The following is a 15,971-nucleotide window of genomic DNA, read 5'->3' as shown; positions in this document are numbered from 1 at the left end:
GATGTATTTCCTTGATTATTGCGCGTGCTGTTCATCCTGGACGTTGCCCGATACAAACTCAACCCTTTCATTTTCGGGGAGTTGCCCCAGCCAGCCAAACTGTGACAGCGCCTGCATCCAGACGTTGTCCAGCCCCGCATGGAGAGTCAGCGGTTCGCCGGTAAACGGGTGCGTCAGGCTCAGTTCACTGGCATGTAGCATCAGGCGGTCGCAGCCAAAATGTTCGGCAGCACTGCGGTTCTGGCGCAAATCGCCGTGCTTGCTGTCACCGATAATCGGATGACGCAGATGTTTCAGGTGACGGCGGAGCTGGTGTTTGCGCCCGGTTTTGGGCAACAGCTCAACCAGACTGTAGCGGGTGGTTGGAAACTTGCTGGTTGCCACCGGCATTTCCGTGGTCGCCATGCCGCGGTAATCCGTCACGGCAGGCTGCGGGCCTTTGTCATCGCGGGCAAATTTATCGGCAATCTTGTCCAGCTCTTCCACCAGCGGATAATCGAGCGTGGCGCTCTCCGTCAGCCAGCCACGAACGATCGCGTGGTAGCGTTTCTGGATCTGGTGCTGTTCAAACTGCTGCGACAGCAGGCGGCCCGCTTCGCTGGAAAGCCCCATCAGCAACACACCGGAGGTTGGCCTGTCGAGACGATGAGCCGTAAAGACGTACTGACCAATCTGGTCGCGCACGGTTTGCATCACCACCACTTTTTCATCGCGGTCCAGCCAGCTTCGGTGCACCAGCCAGCCAGACGGTTTGTTTACCGCGACCAGCCACTCATCCTGATAGAGGATCTCAAGCGTCATGCATCTTCACCGACAAACACAGCATCCAGCTTTTCCAGCTCAATCAGCATGACATCGCGCGCAGGGTGGGTCGCGTCCAGCGCCATTTCATAATAAGGCGCAACAGCGAACGCCTGCGGCAGCGGGTGGCCGCCGTCGAGCAGCGCGTGCATGCGTGGAATTAATACCCACTGGAGCCATTCGAACGGTGCCAGCGTATCCAGACAGAACGGCTGAGTGCTTGCGAAGGCTTCTGGCTGCGGCGCGGTCTCCTGCCACAGCTGATGTTGGCGCAATAATGCCTCGATGGCGTGCAACCGGGCACGAACGCTATCGTGTTGCGTCATAGTAACCTCAACTGAAAAAGTGAACGGCGCGCAGCATAGCATTGCAGGATACAGAAATAAAAAAAGGGAGCACTGTAAAAACAGTGCTCCCGGTTCGTTCCGCAGCAATCCAGCTACAATTCGTGCTCCCTGCTCATCCGTGACAACTTTTCCTGAAGCCCGAAGGTCTGGTCATCCTTCACCTTATGCATCCTGCTCACATCGTCCTGATGTGTTTGTTTCATCCTGAAACGTCCTGGCCATCCTGACCCACCGACCATCCTGACCGGCTCTCATTCTCCCTTCCTGGAGGTGTCCCTTACGCATCCTGCGCGATCCTTTTGCTTCATCCTGAAGCCTTCCTGCAGCGTCATCCTGACGTGTTCCTGGTGAGAAACGCCATCATCCTGATGTTCGTTTCTCGTGTCGGCGTCCTGTCGACACAACTAGAATCCGCTATTCTGCTTCGTCTTACAACCCATGCTGGCAGCGCTGTAAGCCGTCCCGTGCCCCCCTGGACGCGGCGATATCTCATTAACGTATTGAAAAATAGAGTAATGTTAATCTTAATTAAATAAGGCAATACTGAATGATCCAGCGATCTCTCACAACTCTGTAAGAGATCTCTCACACGCGCGATGGCATCGTGGATTACAGAAGTGGCTCAAGTCGGGTGAGGAATTCCGCAAGTGAGGGGGCGAGAGTCTCGCGATTGCGGGTACCGATGGTCTCTTTAACCACTTCACCAGACAGGTTGCAGACTGAGATAACGTCCAGTTCACTGTCCAGCGTGGCAATAAAGAGCGTCGGAGAAAGCTTAAGGCGTTTTTGCGTGACCAGATGACCAATCAGGTTTTCCTGAACACGCTGCAGATCGTCTTCACTCCAGGTCTGCAACAGCGTCAGCGTGATATCAGCAAATCGCGCAGGCATATCCCCTGCAAATTGCGTGGTATAAAACGCGTGAACCGCTGGTTGTACCACAATGTCCATTGCCCGTTCAACCGCATTTACATTTTGCTCACCCGTCGGGGATTGCGGTTGCCAGATAACGTAATCATCCGGAGAAGAGATAATACACGGCGAAGGTACACCATATAAGTCAGTGCTTTGCGGCCAAGTGCCGTGCGTTTCATGCCATGCATCGCAATAGCGGGTCGTGAAGGCAGTGAGGGCATTTGCAGTTTCGATGTCCACCGATTTCTCTCTTCTTGTAAGACAGGATAAACTCAGCCCATAAGTGTACCTGTAAAGTGGCTATGAAACATGTCTTACGAAAATCATCAGGCGTTAACGGGCTTAACGCTGGGTAAATCGACCGATTACCGCGACACCTACGATGCAAGCCTGCTGCAGGGCGTACCGCGCAGTCTGAATCGCGATCCTCTGGGCCTGCGCGCTGACGCGCTGCCGTTTGTTGGCGGTGATATCTGGACGCTGTACGAGCTCTCCTGGCTCAACGCCCGCGGTCTGCCGCAGGTTGCTGTGGGCCATGTTGAACTGGATTATGCCAGCCAGAATCTGGTGGAATCCAAAAGCTTTAAGCTCTATCTCAACAGCTTTAACCAGACCAAATTCGACAGTCAGGAAGAGGTTCAGCATACCCTGGAGCGGGATTTAAGCGCCTGCGCACAGGGCAAGGTGAGCGTGTCACTCTATCGTCTCAATGAGCTGGAAGGGCAGCCTGTTGCTCACTTCAACGGCACCTGCATCGACGATCAGGATATCGCAGTGGATAATTACGAATTCAGTACCGATTACCTCGAAAATGCGGCGAGCGGAAAGATCGTTGAAGAGACGCTGGTAAGTCATTTACTGAAATCCAACTGCCTGATCACCCATCAGCCGGACTGGGGCTCCGTGCAGATCCAGTATCGCGGTCCGAAGATTGACCGGGAAAAACTGCTGCGCTACCTGGTGTCGTTCCGCCATCACAACGAATTCCACGAGCAGTGCGTGGAGCGCATCTTTAATGATATTCAGCGTTTCTGTCATCCCGAAACGTTAAGCGTTTATGCGCGCTACACCCGCCGTGGTGGTCTGGATATCAATCCATGGCGCACCAACACGGACTTTGTGCCTGCCACCGGCCGTCTTGTACGCCAGTAACCTAAATATTTTCGCAATATGCGCGGTCTATTCCGCGCTTTAGGTTGTGAAACGTCGTAAGCCAGGGCTATTGTAATCAACAGGGAAAGACGATAATCGTCCCGTAAGGAGCTCACTTGATTACACATATTAGCCCTCTTGGCTCAATGGATATGTTGTCGCAGCTGGAAGTGGACATGCTTAAACGCACGGCCAGCAGCGATCTTTATCAATTGTTTCGTAACTGTTCACTTGCCGTACTGAACTCCGGAAGCCTGACCGACAACAGTAAAGAGCTGCTGTCCCGCTTCGAAAGCTTTGATATCAACGTGCTGCGCCGCGAGCGTGGCGTGAAACTTGAAGTGATCAACCCGCCGGAAGAGGCCTTTGTGGACGGGCGCATCATTCGCTCCCTTCAGGCCAACCTGTTTGCCGTGCTGCGTGACATCCTGTTTGTTAACGGGCAGATCCACAACGCAGGCCGCTTCCAGCATCTCGACCTGGAAAGCTCGGTACATATCACCAATCTGGTGTTCTCCATTTTACGTAACGCCCGCGCCCTGCACGTGGGCGAAGCCCCTAATATGGTCGTCTGCTGGGGTGGTCACTCGATTAACGAAACCGAATATCTCTATGCCCGTCGGGTAGGAAACCAGCTCGGCCTGCGTGAGCTGAATATCTGTACCGGCTGTGGTCCCGGGGCGATGGAAGCGCCGATGAAAGGCGCGGCAGTGGGACACGCTCAGCAGCGTTACAAAGAAGGGCGCTTTATCGGCATGACCGAGCCGTCGATCATCGCCGCTGAGCCACCTAACCCGCTGGTTAACGAACTGATTATTATGCCGGATATCGAGAAACGCCTTGAGGCGTTTGTCCGTATCGCCCACGGGATAATCATCTTCCCGGGCGGCGTGGGAACCGCAGAAGAGCTGCTCTACCTGCTGGGTATTCTGATGAACCCGGCTAACAAAGATCAGGTTCTGCCGTTGATCCTGACCGGGCCGAAAGAGAGCGCTGACTACTTCCGCGTACTGGACGAGTTTATCGTGCATACGCTGGGGGAAACCGCGCGTCGTCACTATCGCATCATCATTGACGATGCGGCAGAAGTGGCGCGTCAGATGAAAAAAGCGATGCCGCTGGTTAAAGAGAACCGTCGCGACACCGGAGATGCCTACAGCTTTAACTGGTCAATCCGCATCGCGCCGGACCTGCAGATCCCGTTCGAACCCTCGCACGAAAACATGGCCAACCTGAAACTGTACCCGGACCAGCCGGTAGAAGTCCTGGCTGCCGACCTGCGACGCGCCTTCTCCGGCATCGTGGCGGGTAACGTGAAAGAGATGGGTATCCGTGCTATCGAGAAGTATGGTCCGTATAAGATCCATGGCGATCGCGAAATGATGCGCCGCATGGATGACATGCTGCAGGGCTTTGTTGCCCAGCACCGCATGAAGCTACCCGGGTCAGCGTACATTCCTTGCTACGAAATCTGCACGTAACATTTTCACTCTCCTGATAAAAGCCGGGCCACGATGCTGTGGGGCCCGGCTTTTTTATTACCGAAACAACTCATAGATATTGCTTATACCTTTTACAAACTCTGACACCACGCAAACGATTACCTCGTTTTTACAACCGTAAATTATCAGCCTTAAACTAAATTACCTGCCAGAAAATCCTAAAAACCCATTTCTTTACAGCGTAAGACACCTATCTTCGCGGGTGCTCTTTTAGCTCACATGTTGTTGATGGTAGCCTTCGCGCCCGTAAATCCTATTCGATGTTTTTTTAATAGATAAATGGTCTAAAGATGCCCACATCAAAAGTGGATTATTGCAATTGGGATCGGGATCACTGATAGATTCATAACGAGAATGTATCTTTCCGCCCGCCAATAGTTACGGGCGAAAATTATTAAAAAACCGTCACTGAACGAATTTCATATTACCGTCAGGCACTTTTTCATCGGATTTGACTACAAACCTGACAATTTGCTTCCTCCAGGAGATACAGATGGAAACCACTCAAACCAGCACCATTGCTTCGATTGAATCCCGAAGTGGTTGGCGCAAATCAGATACCATGTGGATGCTTGGCCTTTACGGCACAGCTATCGGCGCTGGTGTATTGTTCCTTCCTATTAACGCAGGCGTCGGCGGTCTGATTCCGCTGATCATCATGGCTATCATTGCCTTCCCGATGACCTACTTTGCGCACCGCGGCCTGACCCGCTTCGTGCTGTCCGGTAAAAATCCTGGCGAAGACATTACTGAAGTCGTTGAAGAACATTTCGGCGTGGGCGCAGGTAAACTGATTACCCTGCTCTACTTCTTCGCGATTTACCCTATTTTGCTGGTTTACAGCGTTGCAATCACTAACACCGTTGAAAGCTTCATGCTGCACCAGCTGCACATGACGCCACCACCGCGTGCCATTCTGTCTCTGATCCTGATTGTGGGCATGATGACCATTGTCCGTTTCGGTGAGCAGATGATCGTGAAAGCGATGAGCATCCTGGTGTTCCCGTTTGTGGCTGCACTGATGGTACTGGCGCTGTATCTGATTCCACAGTGGCACGGTGCCGCGCTGGAAACGCTCTCCCTGAGCAGCGCATCTGCGACCGGTAACGGCCTGCTGATGACCCTGTGGCTGGCGATCCCGGTGATGGTATTCTCCTTTAACCACTCACCGATCATCTCCTCCTTCGCAGTGGCGAAGCGTGAAGAGTACGGCGACGGTGCAGAGAAGAAGTGCTCCAGCATCCTGGCGCGTGCACACATCATGATGGTGCTGACCGTTATGTTCTTCGTCTTCAGCTGTGTACTGAGCCTCTCCCCGGCGGATCTGGCGGCAGCGAAAGAGCAGAACATCACCATTCTGTCTTACCTGGCGAACCACTTTAACGCACCGGTCATCGCGTGGATGGCACCTATCATCGCGATCATCGCCATTACCAAATCCTTCCTCGGCCACTACCTGGGCGCACGTGAAGGCTTCAACGGTATGGTGATTAAATCTCTGCGCGGTAAAGGCAAGAGCATTGAAGTCAACAAACTGAACAAGATGACCGCGCTGTTCATGCTGGTCACCACCTGGGCAGTTGCCACGCTGAACCCAAGCATCCTGGGCATGATTGAAACCCTGGGCGGCCCGGTTATCGCGATGATTCTGTTCCTGATGCCGATGTACGCGATTCAGAAAGTACCTGCCATGCGCAAGTACAGCGGTCAGATTAGCAATATCTTCGTGGTTATCATGGGGCTTATCGCTATCTCCGCAATCTTCTACTCCCTGTACACCATGTTCTGATTATCACCCGCGCCGTCTCAGGACGGCGCACTCCTCCCCCTCTGACTGAAAGCAATGGACGCATCATGATTAGCGTATTCGATATTTTCAAAATCGGTATTGGTCCTTCCAGCTCTCACACCGTCGGACCAATGAAAGCCGGTAAGCAGTTCACGGATGACTTGATTGCGCGCGGCATTTTGCACGACGTAACCCGCGTGGTTGTCGATGTGTACGGCTCTCTCTCCCTGACAGGTAAGGGCCACCATACCGATATCGCCATTATCATGGGCCTGGCAGGAAACCTGCCGGATACCGTTGATATTGATGCGATCCCTGGTTTCATCCAGGACGTCAATACCCACGGTCGCCTGCTGCTGGCAAATGGCGAACATGAAGTGGAATTCCCGGTTGATCATTGCATGAATTTCCATGCAGACAACCTGTCACTGCACGAAAACGGAATGCGTATTACCGCACTGGCAGGCGACAAAGCGGTATACAGCCAGACTTACTACTCTATCGGCGGCGGGTTTATCGTCGACGAAGACCACTTTGGTGAAACCAGCACATCTTCCGTTGACGTGCCTTATCCGTACAAAACCGCGGCAGATCTTCAGCGTCACTGCCAGGAAACGGGGCTCTCCCTTTCCGGCCTGATGATGAAAAACGAGCTGGCCCTGCACAGCAAAGCGGAACTGGAGCAGCACTTCACCAGCGTCTGGGAAGTCATGCGCGGCGGTATCGAACGCGGGATCACTACCGAAGGCGTTCTGCCCGGTAAGCTTCGCGTACCACGCCGTGCGGCAGCGCTGCGTCGGATGCTCGTGAGCACCGACAAAACGACCACGGACCCTATGGCGGTCGTTGACTGGATCAATATGTTCGCGCTGGCGGTAAACGAAGAGAACGCTGCGGGTGGCCGCGTGGTGACAGCACCGACTAACGGCGCCTGCGGTATCGTTCCGGCGGTACTGGCGTACTACGACAAGTTTATCCGCGAAGTGAACGCCAACTCGCTGGCACGCTACCTGCTGGTCGCCAGTGCGATTGGTTCACTGTACAAGATGAACGCCTCCATTTCCGGTGCAGAAGTAGGCTGTCAGGGTGAAGTTGGCGTCGCCTGCTCCATGGCTGCGGCGGGTCTGGCAGAACTGCTGGGCGCAAGCCCGACACAGGTCTGTATTGCGGCTGAAATCGGCATGGAACATAACCTGGGCTTGACCTGCGACCCGGTTGCCGGACAGGTACAGGTGCCTTGCATCGAGCGTAACGCCATCGCCTCCGTGAAGGCGGTCAACGCCGCACGTATGGCGCTGCGTCGTACCAGTGAACCGCGCGTTTGCCTCGATAAAGTTATCGAAACCATGTACGAAACAGGTAAAGATATGAACGCCAAATACCGCGAAACATCTCGCGGCGGTCTGGCGATGAAGATTGTGACCTGCGATTGAGCCTTTCAGGAAGCCTCGTTTTGCGAGGCTTCTTCCTGTTTTCCCCACCGCACATAGTTTCCCACCGCTGACAATGTTACCCTTCCCCCATTAAACAGAAGGGAGATTATCTGTGGCTGTTCATTTGCTTATCGTCGATGCGCTCAACCTCATTCGCCGGATCCATGCGGTGCAAGGTACACCCTGTAAGGACACGTGTCTGCACGCGCTGGAGCAACTTATCCGCCATAGCGAACCGACCCATGTGGTTGCCGTTTTTGATGACGAAGCGCGTAACAGCGGCTGGCGACACCAGCGCCTTCCCGACTACAAGGCCGGGCGCGCACCGATGCCTGACGATTTGCATGCCGAAATGCCGGCCATTCGCGCCGCCTTTGAACAGCGCGGCGTTCCCTGCTGGGGAGCCCATGGCAATGAAGCCGATGATCTGGCCGCCACGTTAGCCGTCAAGGTCGCGAACGCCGGGCATCAGGCCACCATCGTCTCAACCGATAAAGGCTACTGCCAGCTGCTTTCGCCCACCGTCCGCATCCGCGATTACTTCCAGAAGCGCTGGCTTGATGCCCCCTTTATCGCCAGTGAGTTTGGCGTCTCGCCGGAACAACTTCCTGACTACTGGGGGCTGGCCGGAATAAGCAGCTCGAAGGTTCCGGGAGTGGCAGGCATCGGGCCGAAGAGTGCCGCCCAACTGCTGACGGATTTTCAGAGTCTGGAAGGGATTTACGCCAGGCTGGACGAGGTCCCGGAAAAATGGCGCAAGAAGCTGGAGGCGCATAAAGAGATGGCCTTTATCTGCCGGGATGTGGCGACGTTACAGACGGATTTGCAGCTGGACGGGAACTTGCAGCAGTTGCGCTTAGAACGTTAAATCGTTTTCAGATGAATCGCCCGGCAAGCAAAACGCCACCGGGCAATGTAACGCGTATTATCGCTCGTCGCGACGTCCGCCGACAGCAGCCCACCAGCGACGAATGTGCACCGTCACTTCTTCGCGGTCGTGATACAGCTGGCGCGCCTGAATCTCCACGTTAATGCCGTGCTCATCCATTTGCGCCTGGATATAGGCCAGGTTTTGCGAGACTTCCTCATAGCGCTTTTTCATCGGTAGCTTGAGGTTAAAGATAGTCTCACGGCACCAGCCGTTCACCAGCCAGGAGGCCATCAGCGCGGCCACTTTTGCCGGCTTCTCAACCATATCGCATACCATCCAGGAGATGTTGTTGCGGGTGGGACGATAGCGGAAACCATCTTCACGCAGCCAGGTGACCTGTCCGGTATCCATCAGGCTTTGGGCCATCGGGCCGTTATCAACCGAAGAGACCCACATGTTGCGTTTCACCAGTTGATAGGTCCAGCCGCCCGGACACGCGCCGAGATCGACCGCGTACATGCCGTTCGCCAGACGCTCATCCCACTCATCCGCCGGGATAAACACGTGGAACGCCTCTTCCAGCTTCAGGGTCGAACGGCTTGGCGCATCTGAAGGGAATTTCAGCCGCGGAATGCCCATGAAGAAGGGAGAGTTGTTATTGGTGTAGGAGTAACCCGTATAGCAGCAGCCGGGGGCGATAAAGAATATATGCACCACCGGACGTTTTGGCGTTTCGTAGTTTGTCAGCACGCCTGCGTCACGCAGTGCAGCGCGCAGCGGTACGGTGAACTTACGGCAGAACTTCATCAGCTCTTTGCTTTCGTTGGTATCCGCGACTTCAACACGCAGCTCGCCACCCTTTTCCACGACGCCCTGCAGCATACCCACAACCGGCGTGATGCGGTCTTCCGGCGGAAGATCTTTTAGCAGTTCACCGGCAACAAACATCTGGCGAGCGAAGATCAGTGAGCTGAACGGCAACTCACGCGCGAGTTTATCCGCATCCTCAGGCTGATAGCACTCGAATACGACGTAGCCGGCATTTTCTTTAACGCGTGCAAAGCCAAAGACTTCGCGCTTCGCCGCTTTATCAGTAATTTCCGCGGCGCACTCTTTCTCAAACCCCGGGCGACAATATAAAACAACCTTATTCATGAACAACGCCCTTGCGTTTCAGACGGATGGCTCCGATAAACATTAATACCCAACCTGCCAGGAAGCTGACGCCGCCGACAGGTGTAACAAACGCCCACAGGCGTAAATGTGAAAGCGCCAGGCAGTACAGACTACCGCTGAACAACACGGTGCCTAACGCCAGGAATACGCTGCTCCAGTAAAACCAGATGCTGATGCGGCGCTGCATTGCCACCGCCAGGCCAAAAATCGCCAGCGTGTGGAATGCCTGGTATTCAAGGCCGGTCTGGATCCAGCCCATTTCTACCGCCCCCAACGACTTGCTTAATACATGTGCGCCAAAGGCGCCCAGTGCAACAAAAATAAAGCCACTCACCGCGGCAAAAATCAGCATGAATCGGCTGGTCATGTTTAAATCCTAAAGTGATGCGTGCCCGGCACACAAAAGTTACTGTTCATACCTGAAGCGGAATTTTTCTTGCTCACTCGCCGCTTTCGCCAGAATCCACTGTCGGAAAGCGGCTATTTTACCCAGTTCTGCCTGACTGTCATGACAAACCAGATAAAACGCGTTCTTGCTGACCAGCACATCATTAAATGGACAAACCAGACGGCCTGCCTCAATTTCGGACTGCGCCATGACGTTATTTGCCAACGCCACGCCTTGCCCGTGAATGGCAGCCTGTAACACCATTGCGCTGTGGCTAAAAATGGGGCCCTGCTGCACGTTTATATGATTAAGACCTAATTGACGGGTATAAGTTTGCCAGTCACGGCGAGAAGCATCATGTAAAAGCGTATGTCGCGCCAGGTCAGCGGGGGTCTTCAGCGCCTTTTCGCCCGTTAAGAGCAGCGGTGAACAGACCGGCAGCAGATATTCTGCGTATAATTTTTCGACACGCAAGCCTGGCCAGTTACCGCGGCCATAGAAAATGGCGACGTCCACATCATCGGCCAGCTTGTCTTCCTGACGGTCCACCGCCTGGATTCGAACGTCGATTCCCGGATAAGCTGAGTTAAAGCTTGTGAGTCTTGGCACCAGCCACTGAATGGCAAAACTGGGTAATAAACTTACCGTCAGCGCGCCTTTTGCACTGCGGGCCTGCAGCTTGCGCGTGGCTTCCGTGAGCTGGGAAAAAATCTCTTTAATATCCTGAAAATAGCTCTGCCCCTCTTCGGTCAACAGTAATGAACGGTTGCGCCGACGGAACAGCTTAAGGCCCAGGAAATCCTCCAGAGACTTGATTTGGTGACTTACTGCGGCCTGTGTCACAAAAAGCTCATCGGCTGCGCGCGTGAAACTCAGGTGACGTGCTGCTGCATCAAAAACACGTAATGCATTTAGGGGTGGCAATCGCTTCGACATGGTTATCTGGCTTAGATGTTAACAAGATTTAACAAACAGGAAACAATGTTTAACCTATTAGTTTTTTTTATCTGAGCCATTATAATTTGTCCGTTGAGGAACTACCAGCAAATACCTATAGTGGCGGCACTTCCTGAGCCGGAACGAAGAGCTTTTTTCGGAATGCGTGTTCTGAAGGGCTTTTGGCTTACGGTTGTGATGTTGTGTTGTTGTGTTTGCAATTGGTCTGCGATTCAGACCACGGTAGCAACGCTACCAATTTTTCACTTCCTGTACATTTACCCTGTCTGTCCATAGTGATTAATGTAGCACCGCCAATTTGCGGTGCTTTTTTTTCGCCTGCGATCGATTAATGCTCGATTTCTTTCATTTCCTTCACGTCAGTGCGATTAATCTGCTGCTTGTTCCCGTTCGCATCTTTATACGAAATCATACCGGTGTCGTTATCGGTTGTCGGTTTCCCTTCAGAGACGATAGAACGGCCATCGTTAGTATGCATTACGTAGTTGTTACCGGAACAGGCGCTCAGGGCAAAGGTCAACGCACAGGCAGAGATAATGGCGGCTGTCTTTTTCATGCTTATTCTCCTTTAGCAATTAATGCTATTCAAACATCGATTTATAACAGGCTTAAACATTCACCTAACCTTATTTAGCATAACCTGCTTTTTCAGAGTCGCCAGGATAAGTAAGGATTAGCAGACAAATCTGATAGATATCAACCTCCTTGCCCTGCCGATGAAATTGCGCGACGATCTCACTATTGAGATGAGGAATTCCATGAACGCTTTCAGTCCCGCGCAGTTTCGCGCACAGTTCCCGGCGCTGGCCGATGCCGGTATTTACCTTGATAGCGCTGCCACCGCCCTTAAGCCTCAGGCAGTCATTGAGGCGACGCAGCAGTTCTACAGCCTGAGCGCCGGGAACGTGCACCGTAGCCAGTTTGCCGAAGCACAGCGATTAACCGCGCGCTATGAAGCCGCGCGCGATCAGGTCGCACGCCTGATCAACGCCGAAAGCGGGAAAAACATCGTCTGGACGCGAGGCACAACTGAAGCCATTAACATGGTGGCCCAGTGCTATGCGCGCCCGCGGCTAAAGCCCGGCGATGAAATTATTGTCAGCGAGGCAGAACACCACGCCAACCTGGTTCCGTGGCTGATGGTGGCTGAGCAAACGGGCGCGCGCATTGTGAAACTGCCGCTGGGTGCAGATCTTCTGCCAGACGTAACGCGCTTATCTGAGTTCATTACCCCCCGCAGCCGCATTCTGGCACTCGGACAAATGTCGAACGTCACAGGGGGTTGCCCGGATCTGGCTCTGGCCATTGACGTGGCCCACGCTAACGACATGGTGGTGATGGTCGACGGTGCCCAGGGCGTGGTGCATTTCCCCGCTGATGTACAAAAGCTGGATATTGATTTTTATGCCTTCTCAGGACATAAGCTGTACGGCCCAACCGGGATCGGGGTGCTGTACGGAAAACCGGCCCTGCTGGCGCAAATGACGCCGTGGCTTGGGGGAGGCAAAATGATCACCGAGGTGACCTTTGAGGGCTTTAAAACTCAGGATGTCCCTTACCGTCTGGAAGCCGGAACGCCGAACGTCGCAGGCGTCATCGGCCTGAGTGCCGCGCTTGAATGGCTGGCTGAAACGGATATCGCTCAGGCAGAACGCTGGAGCCGGGGTCTGGCGACGCTTGCAGAAGAAGCGCTGCAGAAACGTCCGGGTTTTCGATCGTTCCGCGTGCAGGACTCAAGCCTGCTGGCCTTTGATTTTGCCGGCGTTCATCATAGCGATATGGTTACGCTGCTTGCCGGGTATGGCATTGCCCTGCGTGCCGGCCAGCACTGCGCGCAACCATTACTGGCCGCGCTGGGTGTTAGCGGTACACTGCGTGCGTCGTTTGCGCCGTATAATACGCAAAGCGATGTGGATGCGCTGGTTGATGCCGTTGACCGCGCCCTTGAAATACTGGTGGATTAATGACGAGTTCAGCGTTAGCCGAACATCCGTTTGGCACGGTTATCACAGAAGAGACCTTAAAACAGACTTTCGCCCCGCTATTGCAATGGGAAGACAAATATCGCCAGCTGATCCTGCTCGGCAAGCAGTTGCCGGCGCTGTCAGACGAACGCAAAGCGCAGGCGAAAGAGATTTCCGGCTGCGAGAACCGCGTCTGGCTGGGATGCACGGTATCCGGTGAAAAACTGCATTTCTTTGGCGACAGCGAAGGACGTATCGTTCGCGGGCTGCTGGCGGTACTGTTAACCACTGTGGAAGGGAAGAGCGCGGCGGAGCTGCTGACGCACTCGCCGCTGGCATTGTTCGATGAACTGGGGCTACGGGCGCAGCTCAGCGCCTCGCGCGGTCAGGGCCTGGTCGCACTCAGTGAGGCGGTACAGGATGCCGCGCGTCAGGCTCAGGCCTGACGTTCCGCCTTCGCCATCATTTTCTTCAGGGCGTGAGAGACGGCTACAAAGCCGAAAGAGGCGGTCACCATGGTGGCCGCGCCAAAGCCTGAGGCGCAATCCATCCTTTTTGGCCCTTCCGCCGTGCTTTTCATCGCACACACCGAACCGTCAGCCTGCGGGTAGACCAGGGCTTCAGTCGAAAAGACACAGTCAACGCCCAGCTTGCCTTTGCTGTTTTTCACGACGTTAAAATCGCTTTTTAAGCGCTCGCGCAGCTTGGCCGCCAGCGGGTCCTGAATCGTCTTTGCCAAATCGACCACCTGAATCTGCGTGGGATCGATTTGCCCGCCCGCCCCCCCGGTGGTAACCAGAGGAACCTTGTAACGCCGACAGTAGGCAATCAACGCCGCTTTTGGACGCACGCTGTCGATAGCGTCGATGACATAGCTGTAGCCTTTACTCATGTATTCGGCGACGTTATCTGCCGTCACAAAGTCATCGATCACCGTCACGCGGCATTCCGGGTTAATCAGGCGAATACGCTCCGCCATCACCTCAGATTTCGCCAGCCCGACGTTATCGCGCAGGGCATGGATTTGACGGTTGGTGTTGGTGACGCAAACGTCATCCATATCAATCAGCGTGATCGCGCCAATGCCGGTTCTCGCCAGCGCTTCCGCCGCCCAGGAGCCAACACCGCCAATCCCCACGACGCAGACATGCGCATCCGCAAACAGCTGCAGGGCTTTTTCACCATATAGACGTGCCGTGCCGCCAAAACGCTGACGCCAGGCATCGCTGATTACTACAGACATAAAACCTCAGATGTCAAAAGGGTGAGGTTATTCCTCACCCTTCTCTGTTAATTCAGTACGACTCAGAATACCACAATCAGCCGCTGAATACGTTACCGCTGCCAGGGGCTGCCTTGAGCACCCATACGCGCCCATAGTGGTTATACCAGCCTGCACGGTGCCCCGCATCCGGGCCAATGCCCTGATAAATATCGAAGTGCTGACCTTTAATCGCACCGCCGACATCCAGCGCGACCATCAGACGTAGCTCGTACTGACCGTTAAATTTGCCGTTGTTATCCAGCAGAGGCACTTCCGCCAGCAGCGTGGTGCCCGCAGGAATAATAGAACGATCCGAAGCTACCGAGGCGCGGCCAATCAGTGGAACGGCACTCGCCCCTTTCACTGGCGCAAAGTTTTGCGGTTTAAAGAAGACAAACGACGGGTTCTGTTCCAGCAGCTCACGCACTTCGGCTTCGCTGTGTTTTTCACCCCACTCGCGGATCGCCTGCATCGACATGTCTTCTTTTTTCACTTCGCCTCTGTCGATCAGCACTTTACCAATGCTGCGATAGGCATGACCGTTTTTACCGGAATAACTAAAGAAGTTCAGGGGGGAGCCATCGCCAAAGTCGATATAGCCGCTGCCCTGAACATCCATGATGAAGTTGTCCATCAGCGAGTTGCTGTAGGCCAGAACGTAGTTTTCGCTCAGCGCACCGGAGTAGATCTCAGCGCGGGACGGCAGACGACCGCGTTTAGGCGGCATTCGGTAAATGGGATACTGGAACTCGCCCTGACGCGTGTGTCGCGCCTGGATAACCGGGGTGTAGTAGCCGGTAAACTGGACGTTACCATAGTTATCCGCCCCTTCCATCTGCCAGGCGTCGATACCAAACTGGCGCATATTGCGCGTATCACCACCCGCGCGCAACCAGTCCTGTACCGCGTTATAAACGCTGCTCTGTGAGCCATACAGACGTGGCGACGCGTTGCGGATCTGGTAAACCTGCTCGGAAAAATCTCCGGCGTTGATCGGTGCGCCAACGGCATCAGGTTGATTAACTAAAGAGAAAGGCTGGGATAGCTTCCCGTCTTTATACTGTTGACCGCGATCGGTCGGTTTAGAAGAGCAGGCCGCAAGAATGGCTACCATTGCCCCTGTCATTAGATACTTCGCCCAACGTCCTTTCATTATATCTCGTCTTAAAGTTGCCCATTACCGCGTGATGAAGATAACAAACCCACTGTTCTAAAGAAACGGAATCACATGCCCTTCGGCAAATTCTGAGCAAAAAATAGTCCAAATATCGCAACGCCGTTCAATTTACATACAAAGTTAATGATTTATGTGAAAAAGGGGTTGCATCACAAACCTAACCGAGTATAGTGCGCTTCCACGGACGCGGGGTGGAGCAGCCTGGTAGCTCGTCGGGCTCATAACCCGAAGGTCG

16 protein-coding genes are annotated in these 15,971 nt (G+C 54.1%); 7 read left to right on the top strand and 9 right to left on the bottom strand.

Features of this window, described 5'->3' with window-relative positions; all coding sequences use genetic code 11:
* Nucleotides 1-15: 15 nt before the first annotated feature.
* The 3 genes from truC to syd all read right to left on the bottom strand — a co-directional run bounded on the left by truC (nucleotide 16) and on the right by syd (nucleotide 2,303).
* Complete coding sequence (gene truC, locus AAIR21_RS17130) at nucleotides 16-801, bottom strand: tRNA pseudouridine(65) synthase TruC (protein WP_183516685.1); 786 nt, start codon at nucleotides 799-801, stop codon at nucleotides 16-18.
* Nucleotides 798-1,127, bottom strand: a complete 330-nt coding sequence (locus AAIR21_RS17125; protein WP_020883797.1) for a YqcC family protein — start codon at nucleotides 1,125-1,127, stop codon at nucleotides 798-800. The genes truC and AAIR21_RS17125 overlap by 4 nt, the downstream gene beginning before the upstream one ends.
* Nucleotides 1,128-1,757: 630 nt before the next feature.
* Nucleotides 1,758-2,303, bottom strand: coding sequence for a SecY-interacting protein (gene syd, locus AAIR21_RS17120; protein WP_040018897.1), 546 nt, complete (start codon nucleotides 2,301-2,303; stop codon nucleotides 1,758-1,760).
* 69 nt (nucleotides 2,304-2,372) lie between these two features.
* Here syd and queF point away from each other — a divergent pair, with 69 nt between their 5' ends.
* The 5 genes from queF to xni all read left to right on the top strand — a co-directional run bounded on the left by queF (nucleotide 2,373) and on the right by xni (nucleotide 8,807).
* Entirely contained in the window at nucleotides 2,373-3,215 is an 843-nt protein-coding gene (gene queF / locus AAIR21_RS17115; RefSeq protein WP_032680380.1) for an NADPH-dependent 7-cyano-7-deazaguanine reductase QueF, read from the top strand.
* 116 nt (nucleotides 3,216-3,331) lie between these two features.
* Nucleotides 3,332-4,696: a nucleotide 5'-monophosphate nucleosidase PpnN gene (gene ppnN, locus AAIR21_RS17110; RefSeq protein ID WP_014171428.1), complete on the top strand. Its 1,365-nt coding sequence runs from the start codon at nucleotides 3,332-3,334 to the stop codon at nucleotides 4,694-4,696.
* A gap of 514 nt (nucleotides 4,697-5,210) precedes the next feature.
* Nucleotides 5,211-6,506, top strand: coding sequence for an HAAAP family serine/threonine permease (locus AAIR21_RS17105; protein WP_183516686.1), 1,296 nt, complete (start codon nucleotides 5,211-5,213; stop codon nucleotides 6,504-6,506).
* Between the two features lie 65 nt (nucleotides 6,507-6,571).
* On the top strand, nucleotides 6,572-7,939 hold the full coding sequence (locus tag AAIR21_RS17100; protein ID WP_020883793.1) for an L-serine ammonia-lyase: 1,368 nt from the start codon (nucleotides 6,572-6,574) through the stop codon (nucleotides 7,937-7,939).
* A gap of 112 nt (nucleotides 7,940-8,051) precedes the next feature.
* Complete coding sequence (xni, locus tag AAIR21_RS17095; RefSeq protein WP_020883792.1) at nucleotides 8,052-8,807, top strand: flap endonuclease Xni; 756 nt, start codon at nucleotides 8,052-8,054, stop codon at nucleotides 8,805-8,807.
* 57 nt (nucleotides 8,808-8,864) lie between these two features.
* On the opposite strand, the gene rlmM is transcribed toward xni, so the two are convergent.
* The 4 genes from rlmM to AAIR21_RS17075 all read right to left on the bottom strand — a co-directional run bounded on the left by rlmM (nucleotide 8,865) and on the right by AAIR21_RS17075 (nucleotide 11,887).
* A complete protein-coding gene (gene rlmM / locus AAIR21_RS17090; RefSeq protein ID WP_020883791.1) occupies nucleotides 8,865-9,965 on the bottom strand; it encodes a 23S rRNA (cytidine(2498)-2'-O)-methyltransferase RlmM in 1,101 nt (366 codons plus the stop codon).
* Nucleotides 9,958-10,353: a DUF423 domain-containing protein gene (locus tag AAIR21_RS17085; RefSeq protein WP_008499646.1), complete on the bottom strand. Its 396-nt coding sequence runs from the start codon at nucleotides 10,351-10,353 to the stop codon at nucleotides 9,958-9,960. The genes rlmM and AAIR21_RS17085 overlap by 8 nt, the downstream gene beginning before the upstream one ends.
* 39 nt (nucleotides 10,354-10,392) lie before the next feature.
* Nucleotides 10,393-11,310 carry a glycine cleavage system transcriptional regulator GcvA gene (gcvA, locus tag AAIR21_RS17080; protein WP_014171433.1) on the bottom strand — a complete coding sequence of 306 codons (918 nt, stop codon included), beginning with the start codon at nucleotides 11,308-11,310 and terminating at the stop codon, nucleotides 10,393-10,395.
* Between the two features lie 349 nt (nucleotides 11,311-11,659).
* Complete coding sequence (locus AAIR21_RS17075; RefSeq protein ID WP_003862759.1) at nucleotides 11,660-11,887, bottom strand: YgdI/YgdR family lipoprotein; 228 nt, start codon at nucleotides 11,885-11,887, stop codon at nucleotides 11,660-11,662.
* Between the two features lie 202 nt (nucleotides 11,888-12,089).
* Here AAIR21_RS17075 and csdA point away from each other — a divergent pair, with 202 nt between their 5' ends.
* Together csdA and csdE are read left to right on the top strand one after the other, a co-directional pair.
* On the top strand, nucleotides 12,090-13,295 hold the full coding sequence (gene csdA / locus AAIR21_RS17070; RefSeq protein WP_183516687.1) for a cysteine desulfurase CsdA: 1,206 nt from the start codon (nucleotides 12,090-12,092) through the stop codon (nucleotides 13,293-13,295).
* On the top strand, nucleotides 13,295-13,741 hold the full coding sequence (gene csdE, locus AAIR21_RS17065) for a cysteine desulfurase sulfur acceptor subunit CsdE (RefSeq protein ID WP_020883789.1): 447 nt from the start codon (nucleotides 13,295-13,297) through the stop codon (nucleotides 13,739-13,741). Before csdA ends, csdE begins: the two co-directional genes overlap by 1 nt.
* On the opposite strand, the gene tcdA is transcribed toward csdE, so the two are convergent.
* On the bottom strand, nucleotides 13,732-14,538 hold the full coding sequence (gene tcdA, locus AAIR21_RS17060) for a tRNA cyclic N6-threonylcarbamoyladenosine(37) synthase TcdA (protein WP_138614564.1): 807 nt from the start codon (nucleotides 14,536-14,538) through the stop codon (nucleotides 13,732-13,734). The genes csdE and tcdA overlap by 10 nt on opposite strands.
* A 76-nt stretch (nucleotides 14,539-14,614) precedes the next feature.
* Nucleotides 14,615-15,712 carry a murein transglycosylase A gene (gene mltA / locus AAIR21_RS17055; RefSeq protein ID WP_025203349.1) on the bottom strand — a complete coding sequence of 366 codons (1,098 nt, stop codon included), beginning with the start codon at nucleotides 15,710-15,712 and terminating at the stop codon, nucleotides 14,615-14,617.
* Nucleotides 15,713-15,971: the final 259 nt, after the last annotated feature.

The organism is Enterobacter sp. PTB (assembly GCF_051130085.1).
Classification (GTDB): Bacteria; Pseudomonadota; Gammaproteobacteria; order Enterobacterales; family Enterobacteriaceae; genus Enterobacter; species Enterobacter ludwigii.
Note: the sequence above shows the minus strand (reverse complement) of the source record. Positions and strands in the feature narration are given on the sequence as shown.